This window comes from Clostridium lundense DSM 17049 (assembly GCF_000619945.1).
Lineage (GTDB): Bacteria > Bacillota > Clostridia > Clostridiales > Clostridiaceae > Clostridium_AO > Clostridium_AO lundense.
The window spans coordinates 122,490-146,668 of the sequence record NZ_KK211043.1 but is presented as its reverse complement, the minus strand read 5'-3'; the positions used below and the strand labels follow the sequence as shown (position 1 = coordinate 146,668).

At 28.7% G+C, this 24,179-nt stretch carries 24 protein-coding genes; 4 read left to right on the top strand and 20 right to left on the bottom strand.

Annotated features, from left to right (window positions below; all coding sequences use genetic code 11):
• Positions 1-115 precede the first annotated feature (115 nt).
• From T514_RS0122690 to T514_RS0122655, 8 genes are all read right to left on the bottom strand, one after another.
• Entirely contained in the window at positions 116-1,399 is a 1,284-nt protein-coding gene (locus tag T514_RS0122690) for a homoserine dehydrogenase (RefSeq protein WP_027626787.1), read from the bottom strand.
• Positions 1,400-1,410: 11 nt separating this feature from the next.
• Entirely contained in the window at positions 1,411-2,730 is a 1,320-nt protein-coding gene (locus tag T514_RS0122685) for an aspartate kinase (RefSeq protein WP_027626786.1), read from the bottom strand.
• Positions 2,731-2,750: 20 nt separating this feature from the next.
• Positions 2,751-3,638, bottom strand: a complete 888-nt coding sequence (gene thrB / locus T514_RS0122680; RefSeq protein WP_027626785.1) for a homoserine kinase — start codon at positions 3,636-3,638, stop codon at positions 2,751-2,753.
• A 9-nt stretch (positions 3,639-3,647) separates the two neighbouring features.
• The gene (gene thrC / locus T514_RS0122675; RefSeq protein ID WP_027626784.1) at positions 3,648-5,126 is read right to left on the bottom strand and encodes a threonine synthase; all 1,479 of its coding nucleotides are present in this window, start codon (positions 5,124-5,126) and stop codon (positions 3,648-3,650) included.
• A gap of 215 nt (positions 5,127-5,341) precedes the next feature.
• Positions 5,342-5,500, bottom strand: coding sequence for a small, acid-soluble spore protein, alpha/beta type (locus T514_RS26405; protein ID WP_084284855.1), 159 nt, complete (start codon positions 5,498-5,500; stop codon positions 5,342-5,344).
• A gap of 93 nt (positions 5,501-5,593) precedes the next feature.
• Positions 5,594-6,571, bottom strand: a complete 978-nt coding sequence (locus tag T514_RS0122665; protein ID WP_027626783.1) for a tocopherol cyclase family protein — start codon at positions 6,569-6,571, stop codon at positions 5,594-5,596.
• 192 nt (positions 6,572-6,763) lie between these two features.
• Positions 6,764-7,162 carry an HNH endonuclease gene (locus T514_RS0122660; protein ID WP_027626782.1) on the bottom strand — a complete coding sequence of 133 codons (399 nt, stop codon included), beginning with the start codon at positions 7,160-7,162 and terminating at the stop codon, positions 6,764-6,766.
• Positions 7,163-7,331: 169 nt separating this feature from the next.
• Positions 7,332-8,249 (bottom strand): metal ABC transporter substrate-binding protein, encoded by a 918-nt coding sequence (locus T514_RS0122655; RefSeq protein WP_027626781.1) that lies wholly within the window; start codon positions 8,247-8,249, stop codon positions 7,332-7,334.
• A 149-nt stretch (positions 8,250-8,398) separates the two neighbouring features.
• On the opposite strand from T514_RS0122655, the gene T514_RS0122650 reads away from it, so the two are divergent.
• From T514_RS0122650 to perR, 3 genes are all read left to right on the top strand, one after another.
• Positions 8,399-9,040, top strand: a complete 642-nt coding sequence (locus tag T514_RS0122650) for a metal ABC transporter ATP-binding protein (protein ID WP_027626780.1) — start codon at positions 8,399-8,401, stop codon at positions 9,038-9,040.
• A gap of 10 nt (positions 9,041-9,050) precedes the next feature.
• A complete protein-coding gene (locus T514_RS0122645) occupies positions 9,051-9,845 on the top strand; it encodes a metal ABC transporter permease (protein WP_027626779.1) in 795 nt (264 codons plus the stop codon).
• Positions 9,846-9,948: 103 nt separating this feature from the next.
• Positions 9,949-10,383, top strand: coding sequence for a transcriptional regulator PerR (gene perR, locus T514_RS0122640; protein WP_027626778.1), 435 nt, complete (start codon positions 9,949-9,951; stop codon positions 10,381-10,383).
• Positions 10,384-10,419: 36 nt separating this feature from the next.
• Here perR and T514_RS0122635 read toward each other — a convergent pair whose 3' ends face one another.
• A complete protein-coding gene (locus tag T514_RS0122635; protein ID WP_034870073.1) occupies positions 10,420-11,670 on the bottom strand; it encodes an ABC transporter substrate-binding protein in 1,251 nt (416 codons plus the stop codon).
• 307 nt (positions 11,671-11,977) lie between these two features.
• Positions 11,978-12,931, bottom strand: a complete 954-nt coding sequence (locus T514_RS0122630) for a helix-turn-helix transcriptional regulator (RefSeq protein ID WP_027626776.1) — start codon at positions 12,929-12,931, stop codon at positions 11,978-11,980.
• A 154-nt stretch (positions 12,932-13,085) separates the two neighbouring features.
• On the opposite strand from T514_RS0122630, the gene T514_RS0122625 reads away from it, so the two are divergent.
• The gene (locus T514_RS0122625) at positions 13,086-13,466 is read left to right on the top strand and encodes a bactofilin family protein (protein WP_027626775.1); all 381 of its coding nucleotides are present in this window, start codon (positions 13,086-13,088) and stop codon (positions 13,464-13,466) included.
• Positions 13,467-13,516: 50 nt separating this feature from the next.
• Here the strand turns inward: T514_RS0122625 and T514_RS0122620 are convergent, their stop codons facing one another.
• From T514_RS0122620 to tig, 10 genes are all read right to left on the bottom strand, one after another.
• Positions 13,517-13,930, bottom strand: coding sequence for a hypothetical protein (locus T514_RS0122620; protein WP_051542265.1), 414 nt, complete (start codon positions 13,928-13,930; stop codon positions 13,517-13,519).
• A gap of 59 nt (positions 13,931-13,989) precedes the next feature.
• On the bottom strand, positions 13,990-14,205 hold the full coding sequence (locus T514_RS26400) for a hypothetical protein (RefSeq protein ID WP_084284853.1): 216 nt from the start codon (positions 14,203-14,205) through the stop codon (positions 13,990-13,992).
• A gap of 42 nt (positions 14,206-14,247) precedes the next feature.
• Positions 14,248-14,664, bottom strand: a complete 417-nt coding sequence (locus T514_RS25985; RefSeq protein ID WP_051542264.1) for a hypothetical protein — start codon at positions 14,662-14,664, stop codon at positions 14,248-14,250.
• Positions 14,665-14,809: 145 nt separating this feature from the next.
• The gene (locus tag T514_RS0122605) at positions 14,810-15,520 is read right to left on the bottom strand and encodes a CPBP family intramembrane glutamic endopeptidase (protein WP_027626773.1); all 711 of its coding nucleotides are present in this window, start codon (positions 15,518-15,520) and stop codon (positions 14,810-14,812) included.
• A gap of 79 nt (positions 15,521-15,599) precedes the next feature.
• Entirely contained in the window at positions 15,600-16,202 is a 603-nt protein-coding gene (gene yihA, locus T514_RS0122600) for a ribosome biogenesis GTP-binding protein YihA/YsxC (protein WP_027626772.1), read from the bottom strand.
• A gap of 35 nt (positions 16,203-16,237) precedes the next feature.
• Complete coding sequence (gene lon / locus T514_RS0122595; RefSeq protein WP_027626771.1) at positions 16,238-18,550, bottom strand: endopeptidase La; 2,313 nt, start codon at positions 18,548-18,550, stop codon at positions 16,238-16,240.
• Between the two features lie 391 nt (positions 18,551-18,941).
• The gene (gene lonB / locus T514_RS0122590) at positions 18,942-20,642 is read right to left on the bottom strand and encodes an ATP-dependent protease LonB (protein ID WP_027626770.1); all 1,701 of its coding nucleotides are present in this window, start codon (positions 20,640-20,642) and stop codon (positions 18,942-18,944) included.
• Positions 20,643-20,779: 137 nt separating this feature from the next.
• Complete coding sequence (clpX, locus tag T514_RS0122585; protein ID WP_027626769.1) at positions 20,780-22,069, bottom strand: ATP-dependent Clp protease ATP-binding subunit ClpX; 1,290 nt, start codon at positions 22,067-22,069, stop codon at positions 20,780-20,782.
• Between the two features lie 21 nt (positions 22,070-22,090).
• Positions 22,091-22,675, bottom strand: coding sequence for an ATP-dependent Clp endopeptidase proteolytic subunit ClpP (clpP, locus tag T514_RS0122580; protein WP_027626768.1), 585 nt, complete (start codon positions 22,673-22,675; stop codon positions 22,091-22,093).
• Between the two features lie 158 nt (positions 22,676-22,833).
• Positions 22,834-24,129: a trigger factor gene (tig, locus tag T514_RS0122575; RefSeq protein WP_027626767.1), complete on the bottom strand. Its 1,296-nt coding sequence runs from the start codon at positions 24,127-24,129 to the stop codon at positions 22,834-22,836.
• Positions 24,130-24,179 lie beyond the last annotated feature (50 nt).

Sequence of the window (24,179 nt, the reverse complement as noted above, 5' to 3'; positions counted from 1 at the left end):
TAAAGGGTTAAAACTGTTCTATTTTTTATTGTATATCTCAGTAATTATCTGTAATTATTTATAGCAAAAAATATAGTACTACCAAGATATATGATAGTACTATACTAACTATTTATTATAAATTCTCTATTCTTATTATATTTTCTATTTTCTCAGCATCATCTAAAGCTTTTATCATCTCTATTGACTTATTAATATTACCTTCTAAAGTATTATGAGTTATAAATACCAATGAAACCTGCTCTTCTCTTTTTCCTTTTTGGATAACAGAAAGTATACTTACATTATTTTTACCAAATATACTGGATATTTCCCCCAAAACACCTGGCTTATCTTTTACTGTTATCCTAATATAATATTCACATTCTACTTCCTGCATATCCTTTATCTTTTTATCTTCTTCATTTCCCAAATGTGGATAGTAAGAAGATTTTTCTTTATTTCTTAATATAGATACTATATCTCCTACCACTGCACTACCTGTAGGCAGCTCACCAGCTCCTCTACCATAAAGCATTAAATCGCCTACTGCATTTCCTTTCAAGAATATAGCATTAAAAGAATCATTTACATTAGCCAATGGATGCGCTGACGGAACCATAGTTGGATGCACTCTTAATTCTAATTCTCCATTTGACTCCTTTATTACACCTAAAAGTTTTATTACATAACCAAATTCTTTTGCATATTCTATATCAATAGGTTTAACATTGGTTATACCTTCCCTATAAATAGAATTTACATTTACAATTGTATCAAAAGCTAATGATGATAAAATGCATAATTTATATACCGCATCAAAAGCCTCTACATCAGAAGTTGGGTCTGCTTCCGCATAACCTTTTGCTTGAGCTTCCTTTAAAGCTTCCTCAAAACTTATTTTATCCTGAGTCATTTTAGTTAAAATATAATTTGTAGTTCCATTTATTATTCCTATTACTTCTTCTATTTTATTAGCAACTAGGTTATCTTTTAATCCGTGGATTATAGGTATTCCCCCTGCTACACTTCCTTCATAATAAAGCATTACCCCTTCTTTTTTAGAAGTTTCTAAAAGAATATTACCTTTTGTGGCTACTGCCATCTTATTTGCTGTAACAATATGCTTCTTCCTTTTCATTCCTTTTAACATATAATCAACAGCTGGTTCTAACCCTCCCATAAGCTCTACTATAATTTCAATACTATCATCTTCAAGTATTTCATTAAAATCCTCAGTTAATATTTCTTTTGGTACATCTACATCCCTTTTTTTATTTATATCTTTTACAAGAATTTTTCCTATCTTAATATCATATCCAGACCTTTTTATAAGCTCTTCTCTATTCATGTCTAGTATTTTCCAAACACCTTTACCTACATTTCCAAGCCCCAATAAGCCTATTTTTACTTCCTTCATATATATCCCCCTTATTTTGAAAAAGCATTATATATAGCCCTTACTGCATTTTCAAAGTCCTTATTTTCAACTCCAACTATTATATTTATTTCGCTTGAACCCTGACTTATCATCCTTACATTTACATCATTTTTAGCCAAAGCTTCAAAAATCTTTGCAGAGGTTCCTATAGTTCTTAGCATACCTCTTCCAACCACTGCTACCAATGCCATATCAGGATGTACCTCTATTTTATCAGGATTGCACTTGGTTTCTACTTCCATTAGTATTTTTTCTAACTTTCCATCAAGCTGTGACTGTGCAATTACAAGAGAGACTGTATCTACCCCTGAAGGCATATGCTCAAAAGATACATTATTTTCTTCTAATACTGAAAGCACCTTACGACAATATCCCTGCTCAACGTTCATCATATTTTTTTCAATAGTTATAACTGTAAAATCTTTTTTTCCCGCTACTCCTGTAATAGTACTCATATTATTTAATAGTTCTAAGTCATTTATTATAAAAGTACCTTCATCTTCTGGAGAATTTGTATTTTTAATATTTATAGGAATTCCTTCTTTTCTTACAGGAAAAATTGCTTCTTCATGCAATACTGTAGCACCCATATAAGATAATTCTCGTAATTCTCTATAGGTAATCTTTTTAATATTTTTAGGATTTTCTACTATTCTAGGATCAGCCATTAAGAAACCAGATACATCTGTCCAATTCTCATATATATCTGCACTTACTCCTCTAGCTATAATAGAACCTGTTACATCTGAACCTCCCCTAGAAAAAGTTTTTATATTTCCATTAGGCATAGAACCATAAAATCCTGGTATTACAGCCTTATCTATTTTTAATAATCTTTCACTTACAGCCTTTTGAGTTCTTTCTTCATCAAAAAGTCCATTCTCCCTAAAGAAAATTATTTCTGCTGGATCTACAAATTCATAGTCAAGAAAGTCTGATAATATAAGTCCATTTAAATATTCTCCTCTGCTTGCTGTATAATCAGCAGAAGCACCTTTAGCTATATTTTTCTTTATTTCCTCTAGATATTCTTTTATATTAATCCCTACGTTTAATTCCTTCACTAACTGTAAAAATCTATTTTCTATTAAATTAAATGCATCATCAAATGAATTATTCTGTTGAACCCGATCATGACACAAATAAAGTAAATCAGTGATTTTTTCATCTTCTTTATTTCTTTTTCCTGGTGCTGATGGAACTATGTATTTTCTTTTTTTATCTCCTAATACTATCTCTTTCACTTTGTTAAATTGAGCACTATCTGCAAGAGAACTTCCTCCAAATTTTGCAACTACTATATTTTTCATTATTATCCCTCTCCCAATATTTAATTTTCTTTTAATTTAGCTCCTTCTAAATCCACATGAAGCTCTTTTAACTCCCATGTTTTCTTTAATTTTTTTAATAACTCTTTTATATTTTCATAAAATTGTTCATTTTTTTCTTCTAGTAATACCATAATAGTAGGCCCTGCACCACTTAGAAAAACTCCCAAAGCCTCTGATTTATTACAAAAGTCAACAATCAGATTATAATCTTCTATTAATTTACTTCTATAAGGTTCGTGTAATTTATCTTTACTAGCTACTTTTAATAATTCATAATTACCATTTGCCAAGGAGGTTATCATTAAAGATACTCTTCCAATATTAAATACAGCATCCTTATATGTTACTTCCTTAGGAAGAACTTCTCTGCTCTTTTCTGTAGATAGTTTAAAATTTGGTATTAAAGCACAAAATTTAATACCATTTTTAATTTTTATCTTATCGTAATATACATTATTATTTTCAAAAATTGATACAGTCATTCCTCCTAAAAGAGCTGGTGCTACATTATCAGGATGTCCTTCTATTTCTGTGGCCAGTTTTAATATGTCATCTTTACTTAATTTATTTCCTGCAATACTATTAGCTCCTAATACTCCTCCAATTATACATGCTGCACTACTTCCAAGCCCCCTTGAAGAAGGTATTTCTGATTTTATAATTATCTTTATTCCCTTTTCCTTATACCCTACCTTCTCAAAGCATTTTTTCATAGATGTATATACTAAATTTTTTTCATTTCTATACTCTTCTTCACAACCTTCAATAATTAATCCTTTTTCTATTTCCTCAATATAAAATTTATTATACAAATTTAAACCTACACCCAATGTATCAAAGCCAGGTCCCAAATTAGCACTAGTTGCTGGCACTACTATTTCTATCATAAATATCACCTATACCTTAAGAAATTTTTCTATTTGAGATTTTAGTTCTTCTTTTTTACACAAATTGTTATGAATAACCTTTCTATCTTGTATATCACTTATGCCATTGGGAATACTTACATTTGCAAAAGAAGAAAGCTTATCTAATAATTGAAAATCATCTAGATCATTATTATCTATTCCTAATGCTTTGCACACATCTCTAGGAAATTTAAAAGGACTAGCTGTTGATGCAATAATAGTCTTTTTATTATCCTTCATAACATTTTTATAATCCCTATATACCTTATAAGCTACGGCTGTATGCGTGTCCATTAAATACTTATCGTATTCAAACACATCCTTTATAATTTTATAGGTTTCTTTGTCACTGGCAAACCCAGAATAAAAATCTTTTAATTCATTTTTCATATTTTCATTTATCACATATTTTCCTTCATTATTGAGCTTTCTCATTAAATCCCTTACTATACTCTCATCTTCACCACTAATATGATATAAAAGCCTCTCCAAATTGCTAGATATCAATATATCCATAGAAGGAGAACTTGTAACTTTAAACTCTCTATTTTTATTGTATATTCCTTCATTAAAGAAATCACAAAGTACATTATTTTCATTAGAAGCACATATTAACTTATTTATAGGAAGTCCCATTTTCTTAGCATAATAAGCTGCTAATATATTTCCAAAATTCCCAGTAGGTACAACTACATTTATGCTTTCTCCTTCCCTAATCTCCTCCTGCTTTAACATAAATAAATATGAATAAATATAATACACTACTTGAGGTAAAAGTCTTCCTATATTTATAGAGTTAGCTGAAGAAAACATGTATTTTTTATCTTTTAATATATTATTAAATTCCTTATCATTAAAAATCTCTTTTACTGCTCTCTGAGCATCATCAAAATTCCCATATATACCTACAACGTGTGTATTCTCCCCTTGCTGGGTTATCATCTGTGCTTTTTGAATAGAACTTACTCCCTCCTCAGGAAAGAATACTATTATCTTAGTTCCCTCTACATTAGCAAACCCCTGTAAAGCTGCTTTTCCAGTATCCCCTGATGTAGCTGTAAGTATTACTATTTCATCTTGTATACCTAATTTTCTGCAAGCAGTCTTTAATAAATAAGGTAGTATGGATAATGCCATATCTTTAAATGCTAGGGTAGGTCCATGATAAAGTTCTAAAAAGAATTCTTCTCCTACCTTAACTAATGGAGCTATCTCATCCTTAATAAATTTATTATCATAAGCGTTATAGACACAATACTTTATCTCTTCTTCTGTAAAATCAGTTAAATATTTTTTTAATATATATACACACAACTGTTTATAATCATAATTAATTAAATTTGAAAATGGTATATCAATTTTAGGAAACTCATTTGGTACATATAATCCACCATCTTCTGCAATACCTTTTATTATAGCCTCTGAGGAAGTTATGCTTTTTTCCCCTCTTGTACCCTTATAAATTATTTGCAAGAATATCACCCCGATCATATATTCTAGTTGATTGATTTATTTATTTTATATTATAGTACAATGTTCGTCCACCGAAGTCAAGTGTATTTTGAATAAAAACATATTATTTTTTCAAATTTCTTTTAAGTAAAAAAGTTTCACTTAAAAATTAATATTTTATTGTTAAAAGGCAGTAGCATTTAAATCTACTGCCTTTTCATATATATATCTTATATCTCTTTTCTTTCTTTATCTTTGCCTAGCTTTCTAGACTCTTTTGAGTAGCCTATTTCATTAGAAGTTTCCATTTTCATTTTTGCTAACTCTTTTTTAGTTTTTGGATTAGATTTCTTGTTATCTTTGCTATTCTTATTATTTTTATGAGACACTTTATATTCCCCTTTCTATATTTGTATTACTATTATAATTTAACCAATACTTATATATTTATAAGTAAAAGCTAAAATTCAATTACTGTAATACTACTCCAATATGTTTATAATTTTCCCTCCATATTCTACACCACCACAAACACCTTCATCATAATATAATATTTTATTATCTATATTGCACTTTAATTGTATTTTAACTTTACTATTTAAATTTTCTTTAACTAAAGGAATCATTTTATTGTCCCTAGGTCCGTTGCATAATATAAACTTATCTTTAGGACTTTCTATATCTATTATTAAAGTATTAGTTCCATTATTGACTTTAATGCAGATATCTTCTCCTTTTTTGGATATGTTTAACTTACTTCTATTCATAGTAGTAAACTTATAAAATTTATTATTTAATGTTAACCCTATTAAAAACCCCCTAAATTTGCTTAATAAGAAGGGTACTTCCCCTATAGAACATGTAACTGATACAGTTTTATTTTTAAAATTGTTACATTGTACCCATACCCATGAGTATGGAAAAGCCTTTCCCCAATTTTTTTCTACGTATCCCTTTCCTCCATTAAAATCTATAACTTCTCCATTTACCTCTAAATAACCATTAAGATCCATATTTAAAGAAGAAACCTGACTATAGCATTGCATAAATGGTATATAATTATAAAACCCCATACTACCTGGATTCATTATAGTATCTGGCCATTTGATAATATTATTAAATATAACTTTTCCATTTAAAGATATTGCTGAATCTTTAATATCCACCTTTATTCCACTTAAGGAAAAAATGTTATCTTTAATATTTATTACAAATTTATCCCTATGCCATTTAAAGTCTTCAATATTATATTTCTTATATAAATATAATGATTCTTTACCATGTAATATTTGAATAAAACTATGAGAATAATCCTTTCTTTCACCTAAAAATATTCCAGGAATTAATGCATAAGCATTCTTTCTCTCTTTATCTACTAATTTAAAATACCAACCTTCAAAAAAATTTCTTTTCTTATTCTCTCCATGAAATATGTCTGGATGTACTATTTTTTTCAACATATTAATTCTCCTATCTCTGTGCTTTTGTTACTTCTTTATATGTTTAACCTATTTTGGATTTTTTAAGCATTTCACTAAATATAAAAAAGACAGGATCAATTCCTGTCTTTTATCTGGTGACTACTCGCTCTAATACCCCATCTTCTTTAAAGTGGGAATAAAAACTCTCTCTAAAGCTTAGAACTCTGTTTATTAAACAAATAAAGGTATAAAATCATCATAACTTTCTAACATTCTGTATTCATATCTTTTATTGCCCATTAATAGAAAAATTATATCCTCTTTTTTATATCCCTCTTTATATATTTTGTTACTCTTTATTAATCTTTTTACTTTGCTTTTATTTACTTCTAATAGCTCTTCTAACTCCTCTAGACTGTAAAAATCCTTATACAGAATTTCCTCTAGTCTTTCCTGCATCTCTATTTTATATTGCATGTCCAGTTTCCAATCTTTATGTGGACCATGCTTTCCTCTATGATGTTCAGAACATAGATACTTATAATTTAAGGGTAAATCAATTCCCCCTTGACTTTTATTAACTACATGATGTATTTCGGCCTTTCTGCCACATACTTCACATTTAGCCAATAAGTTCACTCCTTCTAATTTATAGATTTATACATTTATATTTTATTATACTACTTTTTTTAAATTTCTAAAATCTTTTTTTGATGATCTAAGCATAGTTTACTCAATAACACTACCACAAATACTTTATAGTGGACGATACGCTCTTGAATAAACTATGCCTGATGTTTTACTTTAAACTCTCATATACACCTTTTATATTTTCTTCCATGCTTTTTATATAATTTTTATTATCTTCTTTAGCCTCAATAGTGTATATTGTTTTAACTTTAGCATTTACTTCCTTTGCCAAAGTTTCTGATACCTTAGGACTTACCATCTGCTCTACAAAAATTGTTTTTACATTATTAGATTTACAATAATCAACTAAATCTTTCATCTTTTTAGGGGTAGGTTCTCCTTCTCCAAAAACCCCTTCAACACTATTTTGCTTTAATCCAAAATCCCTACAAAAGTATGCAAAAGCCGCATGTCCTGTAACAAAACTTTTATTATTTAATGCAGCAAATTTTCCTTTGTAGTCTTTAAGTAATACTTCTAATTTATTTTTAAAATCATTATAGTTTTTTTCATAAAATTGTTTATTAGCTGGATCAGCTTTAACTAATGCATCTTTTATATTAGCACCTTCAACTATAGCTGTACTTAAACCAAGCCAAATATGTGGATCATAACCACCTTGTTCATTTTTTTCTTCTTCAGTTGCTTTTATTGGACTGCACCCCTTTGAGGCATCTACAACAATTAAGTCCTTATTATCTACATTTTCTAATGTTTTATCAATCCATGATTCCATTCCTAACCCATTATAAACAAAAACTTTAGCATTATTTAGAACTATTAAATCCTTACCCTTAGGCTCAAAATCATGTGGTTCTGTACCGTCTGGTACTATTACTTCAACCTGAACCTTATCTTTTCCTATGTATTCAGTAAATTCTCTTAAAGGATTAAAACTTACTGCTACCTTTAACTTTGAATCTTTCTCTTGTTTCTCACTCATAACATTCTTATTATTATTACTGCAACCCACAAAGCATAATAAAGCAAATAAAATTATACACATTATGCTATACTTTTTATTCATATATTCACCACCTGTTATTTACTGCAAATAATTTGCATCTTCAATTATAATATTATTAATTATTTTCAGTGTCAAGTATATATTGCAAATAATTTGCAAGTATGTATATAATGTTTATGTTAGTGTTACTATTAGGAGGTTTATAAAGAATGATCCAAATAAATGACTTAAGTTTTTCATACACAAAAAACACACCATATATCATAAAAAATATTAATCTACATATTGGTAAAGGAACCTATACTTCAATCATTGGACAGAATGGAAGTTGCAAAAGTACCTTAGTTAAACTCATATTAAAACTTCTGAAACCTTGTAAGGGTTCTATAAATATAAATACAAATAAAATAGGTTATGTTCCTCAAAGAATAGATAATTTCAACTCCCAATTTCCTATTACTGTAAATGAAATTTTGCAGTGTCATATAAATATATTAAAGATTAAAAATAAAAATATCATAGACAACAGCTTAGATTCTATAGGTATGCTGAGATTCAAAAATACTCTTATTGGCAATCTTTCAGGAGGTCAACAACAAAAGGTTTTTATAGCTAGAGCATTGATGGGAGAACCTGAGCTTCTAATTTTAGATGAACCTTCTACAGGAGTAGATATAAAAAGTCAAAATGAAATTTATTCTTTTATAAAAAATCTAAACATAAATAAAAAAATTACAGTTATATCTGTAGAGCATAATATGGAAGCAGCTTTAAATAATTCTTCTCATATTATTAAAATGAAAGAAGGAAGTGCTTTATTATTCAATGCTTTAGATTATAAAAACTTTTAAGGAGGTACACATGTTTGAATATACTTTCATTCAAAATGCACTTATAGCTGCAATATTTATTTCTATATTATGTCCTTCCGTAGGAACTTTTTTAGTACTAAAACGATATTCTATGATGGGTGATGCCTTATCCCATGCCTCTTTCGCTGGCGTGGCTTTAGGTCTTGTTCTAAACGGTAACCCACTTTTATATGCATTTATATTTACATCAGTTTGTGCACTACTTATTGAATTTTTAAGAAATTATTATAAAAAATTTGCTGAAATTATTCTAGTAATAGTTATGACCTTAAGTGTAGGTATAGCTATCACTTTAATAAGTACAGGTAAAACTAAATCAAACGTTAACTCATACTTATTTGGTAGCATACTGACTGTGTCAAAATCTGATCTATATATAATGCTAACATTAAGTATAATATCAGTTATTTTAATCTACATACTTTTCAATAAATTACTATACATCACTTTTGATGAAAATGGTGCTGAAGTTGCTGGTATAAACGTTAGATTAGTAAATTATATTTTTGCATTATTAGTAGGAGCTACTGTATCACTATCCATTAGAATAATGGGAATACTAGTAGTATCCTCCATGATAGCTATGCCTGTTGCTACAGCATTGCAATTGAATAAAGGTTTTAAGTTTACATTTTTTTCGTCCATTATTTTTGGATTTATAGATATAATTATAGGATTATTAGCCTCATTTTATATAAATTGCGCACCTGGGGGAACTATAGCTATTACTTCTGTATTAATACTTTTATCCTTAATTATTTATAAAAATGCAAAATATTCATAATCATTTTTAGGTAAAATTAATTGACCATTAATAATATTTATTATAAAATATAATTAATTATATTATTATATAATTCAATTAATTATGTAAAAGGATGATGTATATGAATAATATTACTGCTATATTTAAAGAGAAAAAATTAAAATTGACACCTCAGAGAATTGCAGTATATAAATATCTTAAATCAACAAAAGAACATCCTTCTGCTGAAGTAATTTATAAAGCTTTACAAGAAGAATATCCTACAATGAGCTTAGCTACAATTTATAAAGCTTTAAAAACATTAGTAGAGGTTAATTTAATTCAGGAGCTTAATGTAGGCGAAGGTAACTTTAGATATGATGGAAATGTATGTCCTCATTCTCACATTCAATGTCTTCAATGCGGAAAAGTAGATGATATAGAAGATATATGCTTTCAAGATTTAAATAAAAAAATAGCTTCTCATACTGACTATGAAGTTTTAACAAATCAAGTATACTTTTATGGAATATGTAAAGATTGCAGTAATAAAATGAACGATGATGATGAAAAATAAACAGCAGATTATATAATCTGCTGTTTATTTTTATATTTATTTATATTTAAAAACTTCATCTACTATACTAGTCCATTCTTTTCCAGTATATTGCCCAGATAATATTTTTTCTATCTTTGAAGATATTGCTACATAAAATTTTTCAGGAATATTATATAAAAATATAATGCTATTTTCATTGCCCTCCTTTAAATGTTTAGCTATTGATTTTCCTAAATCTTTTGCTTCTTCATTAATTTTCATATTTCCTGTTATAAATCCTTTTTGGAATAACTTCTTTTGGGTTTTTTCATTAAAGACAAATTTTATAAATTCATTTACTTCTTCCGCATTCTCCCCATTAATAGGTACAGATAGCAATGCATTTACTATTATAGGCACATTTCCCTTGAAAGAAGCTATTGAACTATAATCCTCTATTAATCCAATATCTTTATTATTTAACTCTTTATAGTAGTATGAAATGCTCACTATCATTGGTATATCACCATTTACAAACCTTTTTATTGTGTTTTCATTACCTATTTCAAAAGTATTCTTATTAACTATCCCACTTTTATATAATGTTTGTATATTGTCAAATATACTTTGGAATTCTTTTTTGTCCTTATAAGCTTCCTTTGAGCTATTATATATACTATCAACATTATATATGTTCTTTTTGTTAGAAATCATTAATGACGCTATTGCATTATTTATATCTATATCTTCTGTTAAAATTACTGGCACTTTTATTGATTGCTTGTTTAGTTTTCCCAATATATCTTGACCATCTTTAATATTTGTAGGCTCCTTAGTATTTATTTTTTTTAATGCTTCCTTATTATAAAACATCTCTAATGTATATGGCATTATTCCAAGTCCATAATATTTATCAGAATATCTACCATAGGAGTTTATTACATTATAGTAACTTTCATTTATTTTATTTTTATCATAATACGAAGATAAGTCACTTAATAATCCTTTACCTTGCAACTCTATCATTTTGTTTCTAGATATGAACATAATGTCCCCAGCATTTCCTTTGGAAATATCCTTTAATGTATCTGTGCCCATTGAATTATTTACTGTTATATTTGTTTTAGGCTGTTCTTTCTTATACTCATCTATAAGAAATTTTATTATATTTAAAGAATGTTTATCTTTTATATCTACATATATACTTAACTTTTTTTCTTTAGTACTTGCTTCTTTTCCTTTACAGCCTACTAAACTTATAATTAAACATAATATAATTATACAGCTAATATATTTTTTAAGTTTGGTCTTTTTTATATTAAACATAATTTTCACCCCTCATAATATAATAATCTTTATTTTATTTTGCTCATATTAAACTAAATATATAATTACTTTTTATAAATGATTTTATAGTTAATATGTGCCAAACTAAAATACTTAATAAATTATTTAGTAATTAAAAAATATTTAATAAAATAAAAAGGGACCGGTTAACGGTCCCAAGGGGGATGGGGGGTTCTAGCACATTAAATAAAGTTACGTAACTCTATTTAGTGCTCTGGAGATTTACTCTCCAATTACATTTATTATAATAACCATTTTAGAAAATATTATTCATTCATTTAAAAATTTATTTATATATATTACATAGTTTTTTTATCTCCTCACCTATATCTGTTCTCAATGAAGCTGGCTCAATCACCTCTGCTTTTCTGCCAAAACCTAATATCCATGTTTTTATGTCTTCTAATTCATCAACATATAATTTTAAATACAAATCTCCGTTCTCTACATTTTCTATTTCTTGTGTAGTACTCCACTTAATTTTTCTAATGCAATCAGCAACATCTTTATTAAACCTAATTTTCACTAAATTTTTTTGTCCATTAAATACTCCCCATGAATTCTCTAAGAACTCACCTAATAAAAAAGTACGTGGCTTTATATATATATCATTTGTAATATTGATATTTCTAATTCTAGTCAATCTATAAAGTTCTACTTTGTCCTTACTATGAGAGTACGCTATTACATACCATTCACCATCTTTAAAAATAACATTATACGGATCAATGTTATCTTCATTGGAGGAATTTTTATTCTGAGTAAAATATTCTATGTTAAGAGTTCTTCCTCTCTCCATAGAATAATTTAACTTATTAATCTTTTCATCTAATTTTAATGTATCTGCCAGATCATCAAGTTTAAAATTTGTTCCATTTACTTTTTCGGCTAACTCATTACTATCCTGTAAACATATACTCTTTATTTTAGATACTGCATTTCTTAAATCATTTTTTAGTGGAAAATTATTTTCCTCTAAAATCTTTTCCCCAGCAATAAGAGATTGCATCTCTTCAAAATTTAGTTTAGGAGGCTTCATGTAAAAATTTTGATCTATATAAAACCCTCCATATCTTCCCTTCTTGGTATGTACAGGTATATTAGCTAAATTCAAATTATTTATGTATCTATATATAGTTTTTTTATCTACCCCAAGAACATCTGCTAATTCTGAAGCAGTAGTTAATCTTTTATATTGTAATGTAATCAGCATCTCTATTAAATGTGCAATTTTAGACATAAATTATACCTCCTAAATTCTCATCTATATTCTTATCGTATTTTTTTTACTAAGTTTAAGTAAAATTTAAAGGAAGTATTACTTTTTAGTAATAAATAAAAAAAAAATAAATATACATATTTAAAAGTATATTTTAAAAGGAGGTTTAGTATATATGTTTAGTTCTTCTGATAAAGATAAAGATAAAAATATCAATAAAATAGAAACTTTAATAGGCGATGGTTGTACTATAATTGGCTCTTTAAAGGGCGAAAGTCTTTTAAAAATTGATGGCTATGTAGAAGGAAATATAATATGGCAAGATGATATTATAGTTGGATCAACAGGATATTGTAAAGGCGATATTTCATGTAAAAACGCATATATAAACGGAAAAGTAGAGGGAAATATGTTTTGCCAAGAAATATTAACTATTGAGAATTATGGAAAGGTGCAAGGGGATGTGAATATCAAAAACATAATTATTAAAGATGGAGGAATGTTCCAAGGTAATTGTAGTATATTAACATGTGAAGAACCCCCTTTAGAAGAATGATATTACGCTAAAATAATAGAAAGACTCTTGTCTTTCTATTTTTATTATGTTTATTTTTTTATTATCCTACTAATAGCATAAAGTTGTATTAACCTATCTATTATTTCCCCTCTTTCGGCATTTACCATAGGTTTAATAGCATTTAATATTTGTAATGTTTTATCATCACTTGGTATACTATTAACATTATTAATAGTATTAAAATTACTTACTTCATTTCCATCAATTTCATCATTATTATTTTCGCCTAAATTCATATTTCCCAAATTTAAACTTGATAGCAATGATGATATTTGTTCTTTATCTATATTATTTAACATTTCCATTAAATTATTATTTAAATTATTATTTAAATTATTATTTAAATTATTATTTAAATTATTATTTAAATTATTATTTGAATTAGTGTTAATATTATTTTCTTCTATTTCTCTTTTTCTTCTATGTTTTTTATGCTTACCCATTATCTCCCTCCTATTATAATTTATAGTAAGGAGGGCAATATGCCCTCCTCGCCATTTTTCTAGTAGCCGTTATTGCAACATAAGCTAAAGTTTCCACAGCAAGCTAGGAAGAATAATGCTATAATAAACAATATACCATTGTCTATCATGCAGCCTTCATGCTCATGTTCGCGTCTTTCACGGCAATTAAATTGAAGAACTATTAATATTAATATCAATAGACCATTTCCTGAGCCGTTTCTATTACAGCAACAATCTCTTCTTCTCCTTGACATGTTAAACCCCCCTTTCCTCTGGGCATTGGTTTTATTTGTTTTCTATTCTTCATCAACTGTTACTAAACCATCAGCATCTAGGTCAACTAGACTGTTGGCACATCCTCCTCTGTCTTCTCTCTCATCTCTACATGAGCAGAATATTAGTATTGCAATTGCTATGATAAATATACAATTGTTATTTAGGAATCCACCGCCACAGCCACTTCCACATCCACAGCCTCTCTCAAATCCGCCGCAACTACAGCAGCTCTGTCTACAACAGCACCTTTTTCGATGTTTGCATTTTTCACGGCAGCAGCATTGATTTCCACCATATCCACCATTGCAACCACATCCTAAGAAAATTAAAAGTAGTATAGCCCATATAATTAGATTATTGAATGGAGTTCTTGCAGATTTTAAGGATGTATTATTCTCTTCAGCTAGTAGTCCATTTAATAGGCTGTTGAAATCCACTTTACTTCCTCCTTTCAGAAGATTCTTTTTGCTTCTTTTGTGTTTCTAATATATACTATTCTCTTTTTCCTATTTTGACACATAAAAAAAGATAAAAATAAAAGTTAAAATTTAGCTTTTATTTTTATCTTTTTTTAATTTTGGACTATATTATTCCTAGTTTTTTAAATAACAATACAAAAGTAGATACAGAATTAAACAGTGCATGATTAGTTACTGCATACCAATAACCCTTCTTATGAATTAAAAAACAGTTAAATAAACCTATCCACAATATTGCAACAAATGATTTTATATTAAAGTGCACCATACTAAAAATAGCACTACTTATAACAGCAGCTAAATAAATACCTATCCTATCTTTAAATATTCTTTCAAAAAGTAACCATCTAAAAATAAATTCCTCCAATATTGGTGCAAATATTACTGTCACTGGTATCATATAAATAAACCTTTTTAAAGGCAACTTAGTCATATATGAAACTATCTCCTGATCTTTTATAGGTACTTGATATTTTGAAAACATATTTAGCACTATAGCAGATACAATTATTGTAATAGCATATGAAATAATTGAATACATTAAAGCTTTTATAAAGTTAAAATTTCTTATACTAAAATTATATCTATAATAATCTTTATATAGCTCCGTATCATTTTTCATATATCTAATACAAATTAATACTAAAATAAATGGTAATAAATTTTGAGTAAACAGGCTTAGTACTAAATACAAAATGCTCAGTACTAATAATAATATTTTGCTCTTTCCTCTATTCATCCACAACTTCCAAAATACTACTAATGGTGGAAGGTATACTAATGCAAACACTATTGTATTTTTTAAAAAATTCATCTTTATCAAAGCATCACCCCCCATAAAATATATGGCATGTAATACATATTTAGTACAAAGTATTACATGCCCATAAAACTTACATATTATCTTCTATTTCTTTTAATGACTCAAATATACCGTTTAACAATTCTTCTCTGCCCTGTTTTTTCAAAGTAGAATATAAAATCAACTTTTCATCATCATTCATACCTAATGTCTCTTTTATAATTTTTTTACTTCTCATTAATTCGCTTCTATTTAATTTATCACTTTTAGTAACTACCACTGTGGAATCATATCCGTAGTGTTTTATCCAGTTATACATAGTTATATCATCCTCTGTAGGCTTTCTTCTACAGTCAAGTAGTAACATTATGTTTTTTAATTGAGGTCTATTTAAAAGATAGGCCTCTATTGTCTTACTCCAATTTAATTTTTCTTGTTTTGAAACTTTGGCATAACCATAACCAGGTAAATCAACAAAATAAAAACTATTATTAATTAAAAAGAAATTAATTAATTTTGTTTTTCCTGGAGTACTACTTACCTTAACTAATTTTCTTCTATTAGTTAAATTATTAATTAATGATGACTTTCCTACATTAGACCTTCCAACAAAGGCTATTTCAACTCTATCATCCTCTGGATATTGATTAGGAGTCACAGCAGATTTTATAAACTCAGCTTGTTTAATCTCCATTTTAATCTCCATTTTAATCTCCTCAACTCTTTTATTTAAATTAAAGCATTATTTAATACTTCATCTATGTTTTCAGCTAATACAAAGTTTATTTTTTGTTTTATTGATTTTGGTATTTTTAATAAATCTTTTTCATTATCCTTTGGAATAATAACCATATTAATACCCGCTCTAAAAGCAGCTAAAGTTTTTTCTTTTAATCCACCTATAGGAAGTACTCTACCAGTTAAAGTTATTTCACCTGTCATAGCCACATTATGCTTTACTTTTCTAGAACTTAATGCAGATACCATAGCAGTAATCATTGTTACACCAGCAGATGGACCATCCTTTGGTACTGCTCCCTCTGGCACATGTATATGTACATCTTTATTCTTATAAAACCCTGGATCTATTCCATATTTTTCTGCATTAGCTCTAACATAGCTATAACCAGCCTTAGCTGATTCTTTCATTACATCTCCCAGCTGACCTGTTAATTCCAATTTTCCTGTTCCGCACATAACAGTTACTTCTACAGGCAAAGTATCTCCACCGTAACCAGTCCAAGCCATTCCCATAACCACTCCAATTTGGTCTACAGTATTAGCCTTATCATAAGTAAATATAACTGGTCCTAAATATTTCTTTACATGATTTACTGTTATATTTATTTTTTTCTTATCCTTCTCTACCATTTCAGCAATAGCTTTTCTAATAACAGAAGCTATCTTTCTTTCCAATCCTCTAACTCCAGATTCTCTTGTATAGCTTTCTATTATAAAATGTACAGCGGAATCAGAAATTTCTATTTTATCTTCTTCAACATTATGTTCTTTAAGCTTTTTAGGTATTAAATGTTCCTTTGCTATATGGAATTTTTCTTCAGTAGTATATCCAGATACCTCTATTACTTCCATTCTATCCATTAAAGGTCTTGGTATAGTATCTAAGGTATTAGCTGTAGTTATAAATAGTACATCTGAAAGATCAACATCTAATTCTAAATAATGATCTCTAAAACTATTATTTTGCTCACTATCTAATACTTCTAATAAAGCATCTGCCGGATCTCCCCTAAAGTCATTACTCATTTTATCTATTTCATCTAAAAGGAATAATGGATTTTTGGACTTTGCCTGTTTTAATCCATATATTATTCTACCAGGTATAGCTCCAACATAAGTTTTTCTATGTCCTCTTATTTCAGCTTCATCCCTTACTCCACCCAGAGACATTCTTACAAAGTTTCTATTTAGCGCATGAGCAATAGATTTAGCAATAGAAGTTTTTCCTACTCCTGGAGGTCCTACAAGACAAAGTATAGGTCCTTTTAATGAATTACTCATTTTCTTTACAGCAAGGAATTCAATTATCCTATTTTTTACATCTTCTAGTCCATAATGTTCCTTCTTTAAAATTTCTCTTGCTCTTTTTATATCTAGATTATCTTCTGTTGTGGCATTCCATGGTAAATCTAGAATCCAATCTAAATAAGTTCTTATTACTCCGCCTTCAGCTGAATATGAACCACTGTTTCTTAATCTGTCTAATTCATATAAAGCTTTTTCTTTTACTGGCTTAGGTAACTTAGCCTTATTTATTTTATTTTTATATCTATTTATTTCTTTTTTATCTTCGTCTTCTTCCCCTAATTCTTCCTGTATTGCTTTTAGCTGTTCTCTTAAATAGTATTCCTTCTGTACCTTATCAATTTTATTTTTTACCTTTATTCCTATTTTTCTTTCAACTTTTAACACATCTATTTCATTATTTAAGACAACAAGAAGTTTTTCTAACCTTTCAGTTATATCATATGCTTCTAAAAGTTCCTGTTTTTTTTCTTGCTTCAAAATTAAATAGGAACAAACCACATCAGAGAATCTTCCTGGACTTTCTATATCATCTAAAGATATTATAGTTTCAGCAGGAATAGTTCCTGATAATTTTATGTACTCATCAAAAGCTTTTCTTACTGAACGTAATAAAGCTTCACACTTTTTATCACTTACACATTCTAAGTCTTTTATTTCTTCAACTTCAGATTTAAAATATGGCTCATCTTGAACAAACTTTTTAATACTTGCTCTATTTTCTCCCTCAACTAAAACCCTTACAGTATCCCCAGGTAATTTTAATATTTGTTTTATATTGCAAATGGTTCCCATTTGAAATATGTCATTCTCATCTGGCTCTTCTACTTTCGCTTCCTTTTGAGTAGCTAAGAAAATTTTTTGTCCATTTAGCATAGCCTCTTCTAGGGCTAAAATGGATTTTTCTCTTCCTACATCAAAATGCATAACCATATAAGGAAATATAGTAATACCTCTTAAAGGAATTAGAGGAAGAATTATAATGTTATTTTCCATGCTTCTCCCCTCACTTTATGTTTAAATTAACTACTATTTAAGTATTATATCTTTTGCCTCTATATTATATATAATAATAACTATAGTTAGACTAATATATTATAACCATAAAAAAAAATTTTTTCAATTCCAAAATAGTAATAATTTAATAATAAATATATTAACTAAAAAATAATAAATATTATATATCTTTTGGATATCAAAGGAGATATGACTTATCTGATAACTATCCGCTCTAATACTCCCATCTTCTTGAAAGTTGGAGTAAAGAGCGAATATGTCTCTAAATAACGATTTCCACTAAATATAATTACTTCTAAGGAGTAAAACTCCTTAGAAGTCCGTTAATAAGCTTCAGAGGGTGTAACCCCTCCGAAGCCAAGAACTCTGTTTATCTATTTACTGGGGTTCCTGTATTAGGAAGTGAATTAGCAGATAATATTTCTGTAGCTATATGAACCGAAGCATGATCCGAACTATTTTTATCCTCTACTAAAGATCCTTTTATTACTTCCTTTATACTCTTTACAGGAATTATAGTGGCTCCATTAATATTTGAGAAATTTTCTTGCCAATTATCATTAGGTATTATTATTTTTTTTGCACCAGCTTTAATAGCAGCTTGTATTTTACTATTTACTCCACCTATAGGTTTTACTTCACCATATAATGATATCTCTCCTGTCATAGCAACTTCATTATCTACGGGTATTTCCTTCACAGCACTATATACTGCTGTGGCTATACTTATTCCTGCTGATGGTCCATCTACAGGAACTCCTCCTGGAAAATTCACATGAATATCATAATGACTAAAGTCCAAATTAAATACATTTTGTAATGCTGTTATTACATTCTCTACAGAGCACTTAGCGGTGCTCTTTCTTCTAATTTTTCTATCATATGAATTAATTTGTTCTTCTTCTACGATTCCTGTTACATTGATTTCACCTTTGGATAAAGCATTCTTTATCGCTGTAACTTCTATTTCCATTACTGTTCCCATATTTGCTCCATATACAGCCAAGCCATTTACATATCCAATTCTAGGTTCATTATGAATTTTTATCTCTGGTCTAGGTGAGTAATGACCATTTTCAATTATCCATTCCACATCTGATACGCTTACTTCCTTCCTATTATCATTTAAAGCAATACCAGACGCTAATTGTACTAAATTAACTGCATCTCTTCCATTATTGGCATACTTTCCTATAGTAGTGCGAGCTTTATCTTCTAAGGTAAAGCCTATCTTTTCTGCTGCATTTACAGCTATAGTTTCTATTTCCTCTGGTAAAAGAGCTCTAAAAAATATTTCTACACATCTTGATCGAATAGCAGGTGCTATTTCCTCTGGATTCCTTGTTGTAGCTCCTACTAATCTAAAGTCTGCTGGTAATCCATTTTCAAATACATCTCTTATGTACACAGGCATATTAGGATCTGATGAATTATAATATGCGCTATCCAAAAACACCTTTCTATCCTCTAGCACCTTTAATAATTTATTCATTTCTATAGGATGTAATTCTCCTATTTCATCTATAAATAAAACACCTCCATGAGCTTTTGTTACAGCTCCTGGCTTAGGCTGAGGTATACCTGCTATTCCAAGAGGCCCTGCACCCTGATAAATAGGATCATGTACTGATCCTATTAATGGATCTGCTATCCCCCTATCATCAAATCTTATAGTTGTAGCATCAATTTCAACAAATTTAGCATCTTTTTTAAATGGTGAATACTCTTTATTTTTAGCATCTTCCAGTACTAATCTAGCAGCAGCAGTTTTGCCAATACCAGGAGGACCATAAATTATCACATGCTGCGGATTTGGTCCACACAAAGCTGCTTGCAAAGCTTTTATTCCCTTTTCTTGACCTATTATTTGGCTAAAAGAATTTGGTCTACTTCTTTCTGTTAGCGGTTCTGATAGCTTTATATTTCTCAACTTCCTTAAGTTATCCATCTCTTTTTTACTTTCTTTGTCAATTATTACCTTGTTTGATTGTTGACCCTTAAGTGCATTAAAAAAATATAACCCCATAATTATAGTAAAAATAAATTGCACCAATATTAACATGTTAGTCATATAACTTACCCTCCCATTATAATCATTCAGTTTATTTTTTATTATGCACACTTTTTCTCCCCTATATTCTATAATGCAAAAAAGAATAGGAATAATTTATTCCTATTCTTCTCATAGCATTTATTATAGTTAATATATTAAGCTGTTTCTGGACCCTTTTTAGCTCTTGATTTCTTTATTTTTAGTGGTGCCCTAGTACCTTCTTCTAACTTAATAATTTCAGGTATTTTATTTTCTATAGTATCTTTATTTATTACAACCTTTGTAATACTCTCTTCTGAAGGTATATCAAACATTATGTCTTTCATAATATCTTCAAGTATGGCTCTAAGTCCCCTTGCTCCGGTATTTCTTTTTATAGCTTCTTCTGCAATAGCCTCTAATGCCTCTCTATTAAATTCGAGCTCTACATTATCCATTTCAAATAACTTCTTATACTGCTTTACAAGGGCATTTTTAGGAATACTTAAAATATTAATCAATGCTTCCTTATCTAAGGCTGAAAGAGTTACTATTATAGGAAGTCTTCCGATAAACTCTGGAATTAACCCAAATTTCAAAAGATCTCCTGGCATTATTTCTTTCAATAGCTTTCCTACATCCTGTTCTTTTTTAGATTTCACTTCTGCTCCAAAACCTAAAGAACTATTTGTTGTTCTTCTTTCGATAATTTTATCTACTCCGTCAAAAGCTCCACCACAAATAAATAATATATTAGTTGTATTTATTTGTATAAACTCTTGATGTGGGTGTTTTCTTCCACCTTGAGGTGGTACAGAAGCTATAGTACCTTCAAGTATCTTTAAAAGAGCCTGCTGAACACCTTCACCAGATACATCTCTTGTTATAGAAGGGTTCTCTGATTTTCTAGCTATCTTATCTATTTCATCTATATAAATGATACCTCTTTCTGCTTTTTCTATATCATAGTCAGCATTTTGTATAAGCTTTAAAAGTATATTCTCTACATCTTCTCCTACATACCCAGCTTCTGTTAATGTAGTTGCATCAGCAATAGCAAATGGTACGTTTAAGTACTTTGCTAAAGTTTGAGCTAGTAAAGTTTTTCCTGAACCTGTAGGTCCAAGTAAAAGTATATTACTTTTTTGAAGTTCTACATCATCATTTATATTATTTGAATTTATTCTTTTGTAGTGATTATAAACTGCTACTGATAAAGCTTTTTTAGCGTCATCCTGACCTATTACATATTGGTCAAGATAATTTTTAATCTCTACTGGTTTTGGCAATGAACCCATTTCTACATGAACATCTTCTTCAAATTCATCACTTATTATTTCAGAACAAAGTTCTATACATTCATCACATATATATACTCCTGGTCCTGCTATAAGTCTTCTTACTTGATCCTGAGTTTTGCCACAAAAGGAACACTTTAGTTGTTTTTTGTCATCATTTTTGGCCATATCTACACCTCACAATAAAGGTTATTTTTTCTTAATCATTACTTCATCAATTAATCCATATTCTTTTGCTTGCTCAGCTTCCATAAAGTTATCTCTTTCGGTATCTTTTTCGATTACTTCTAAAGGCTGACCTGTTCTTTCACTTAAAATTGTATTTAACTTTTTCTTTATCTTTAAAATTCTATCTGCGTGAATTCCAATATCTGTAGCCTGACCTTGGAATCCTCCTAGTGGCTGATGTATCATGATTTCGCTATTAGGAAGTGCAAACCTCTTTCCTTTTGCACCTGCTGCTAATAAAAATGCTCCCATAGACGCTGCCATTCCAACACATATAGTTGCTACATCTGACTTTATATATTGCATTGTATCATATATAGCCATTCCTGCTGTTATAGAGCCTCCTGGACTATTGATATATAAGTATATATCCTTATCTGGGTCTTCTGCCTCAAGAAATAATAATTGCGCTACAACTAAACTGGCTGTTGTATCATTAACTTCCTCGCTTAACATTATTATTCTATCTTTTAATAATCTTGAATAGATATCGTAAGATCTCTCTCCTCTATTTGTTTGTTCAACAACAACTGGAACTAAACTCATAAAAACTCTCCTCCTTTTCCACTAATAAATTAAGTATAGGTACTATAAATATATTACCCTATAACTATAATACATAAGTATTTTTATAATATTAAATAAATTAAATATAATTAAAATTAATTGCCAGAAACTATCCTGGCAATTAATTTTAACTTATATTATGCTATAACTTTGCTATTGTCAACTAATAATTTTATTACTTTTTCATTTGCAACATCCATTTTTAAGAATGACTTCTGGGAATCCATTAATAGTTTAGCTGTTTTTTCTATATCTTTATCCCCATACTGTTTTGCCATTTCTTTTGCTCTTTCCATAAGCTCTTCTTCTGTTGCTTCTATCTTTTCAGCTTTAGCTATTTCGTTAATTACTAATTCTGTTTTTACTCTCTTAGCAGCTGTATCTTTCATATAATCCCTAACTTTTTCTTCACTGCTGTTTGTATACTGATAGTATGTGTTAAGATCTAATCCTTGATATCTTAATCTCATTTCTAAATCTCTTAACATATTATCTACTTCTTTTTTAACCATTACTTCTGGTATATCAACTTTTACATTTTCACAAGCTGCGTCTATAACTGCTTCTTCAAATTCTCTTGTTGCTCTTAATTCATTTTCTTCTTCCATTTTCTTTTTCATATCTGCTTTTAATTGGTCTAAAGTATCGAATTCTGATACTTCTTTTGCAAATTCATCATCCATTGCTGGTAATTCTTTAACTTTTATTTCTTTGATCTTTACCTTAAAAGTTGCAGCTTTTCCATTTAGATCTTCTCTGCCATATTCTTCAGGGAATTTTACATTTACATCTTTTTCCTCATCTTTTTTAAGACCTATTAACTGATCTTCGAAATTGTCTATAAATGTACCTGAACCTATTTCAAGTGAATAGTCATATCCCTCTCCACCTTCAAAAGCTACATCATCTACAAAACCTTTGAAATCAATAATAGCTATATTTCCTTTTTCTATTGTTGCATTTTCATCTTTAGTTTCTATTCTAGCGTTTCTTTCCTGCATTCCTTTTAATTTGTTTTCTAATTCTTCTTCTTTTACTTCATATGTATTCTTTTTAACTTCTAATCCTTTATATTCTCCTAATTCTACTTCTGGTACTACTGTTACTTTTGCTGTATATATAAAATCTTTTCCTTCTCCAATTTCTACTACATCTATTTCAGGATAATCTACAGGTTTTATATCATATTCTTTTAATGCTTCTGGATATGTATTATCACAACAAATATTTATAGCATCTTCATAAAAAACACCTTCGCCATAATGTCTTTTTATTATATTCATTGGTGCTTTACCTTTTCTAAATCCAGGAATATTAAATTTCTTAGCATTTTTAGCATATGACTTTTTCATAGCCTCAACAAATTTTTCTGCTTCAACAGTTATTTCTAACTTAACAACATTTTTTTCTATTTTTTCCATATTAGCCTTCATTATATTATTCCTCCCAATCACTGATATGCTTATATTAACCTCAATATTAT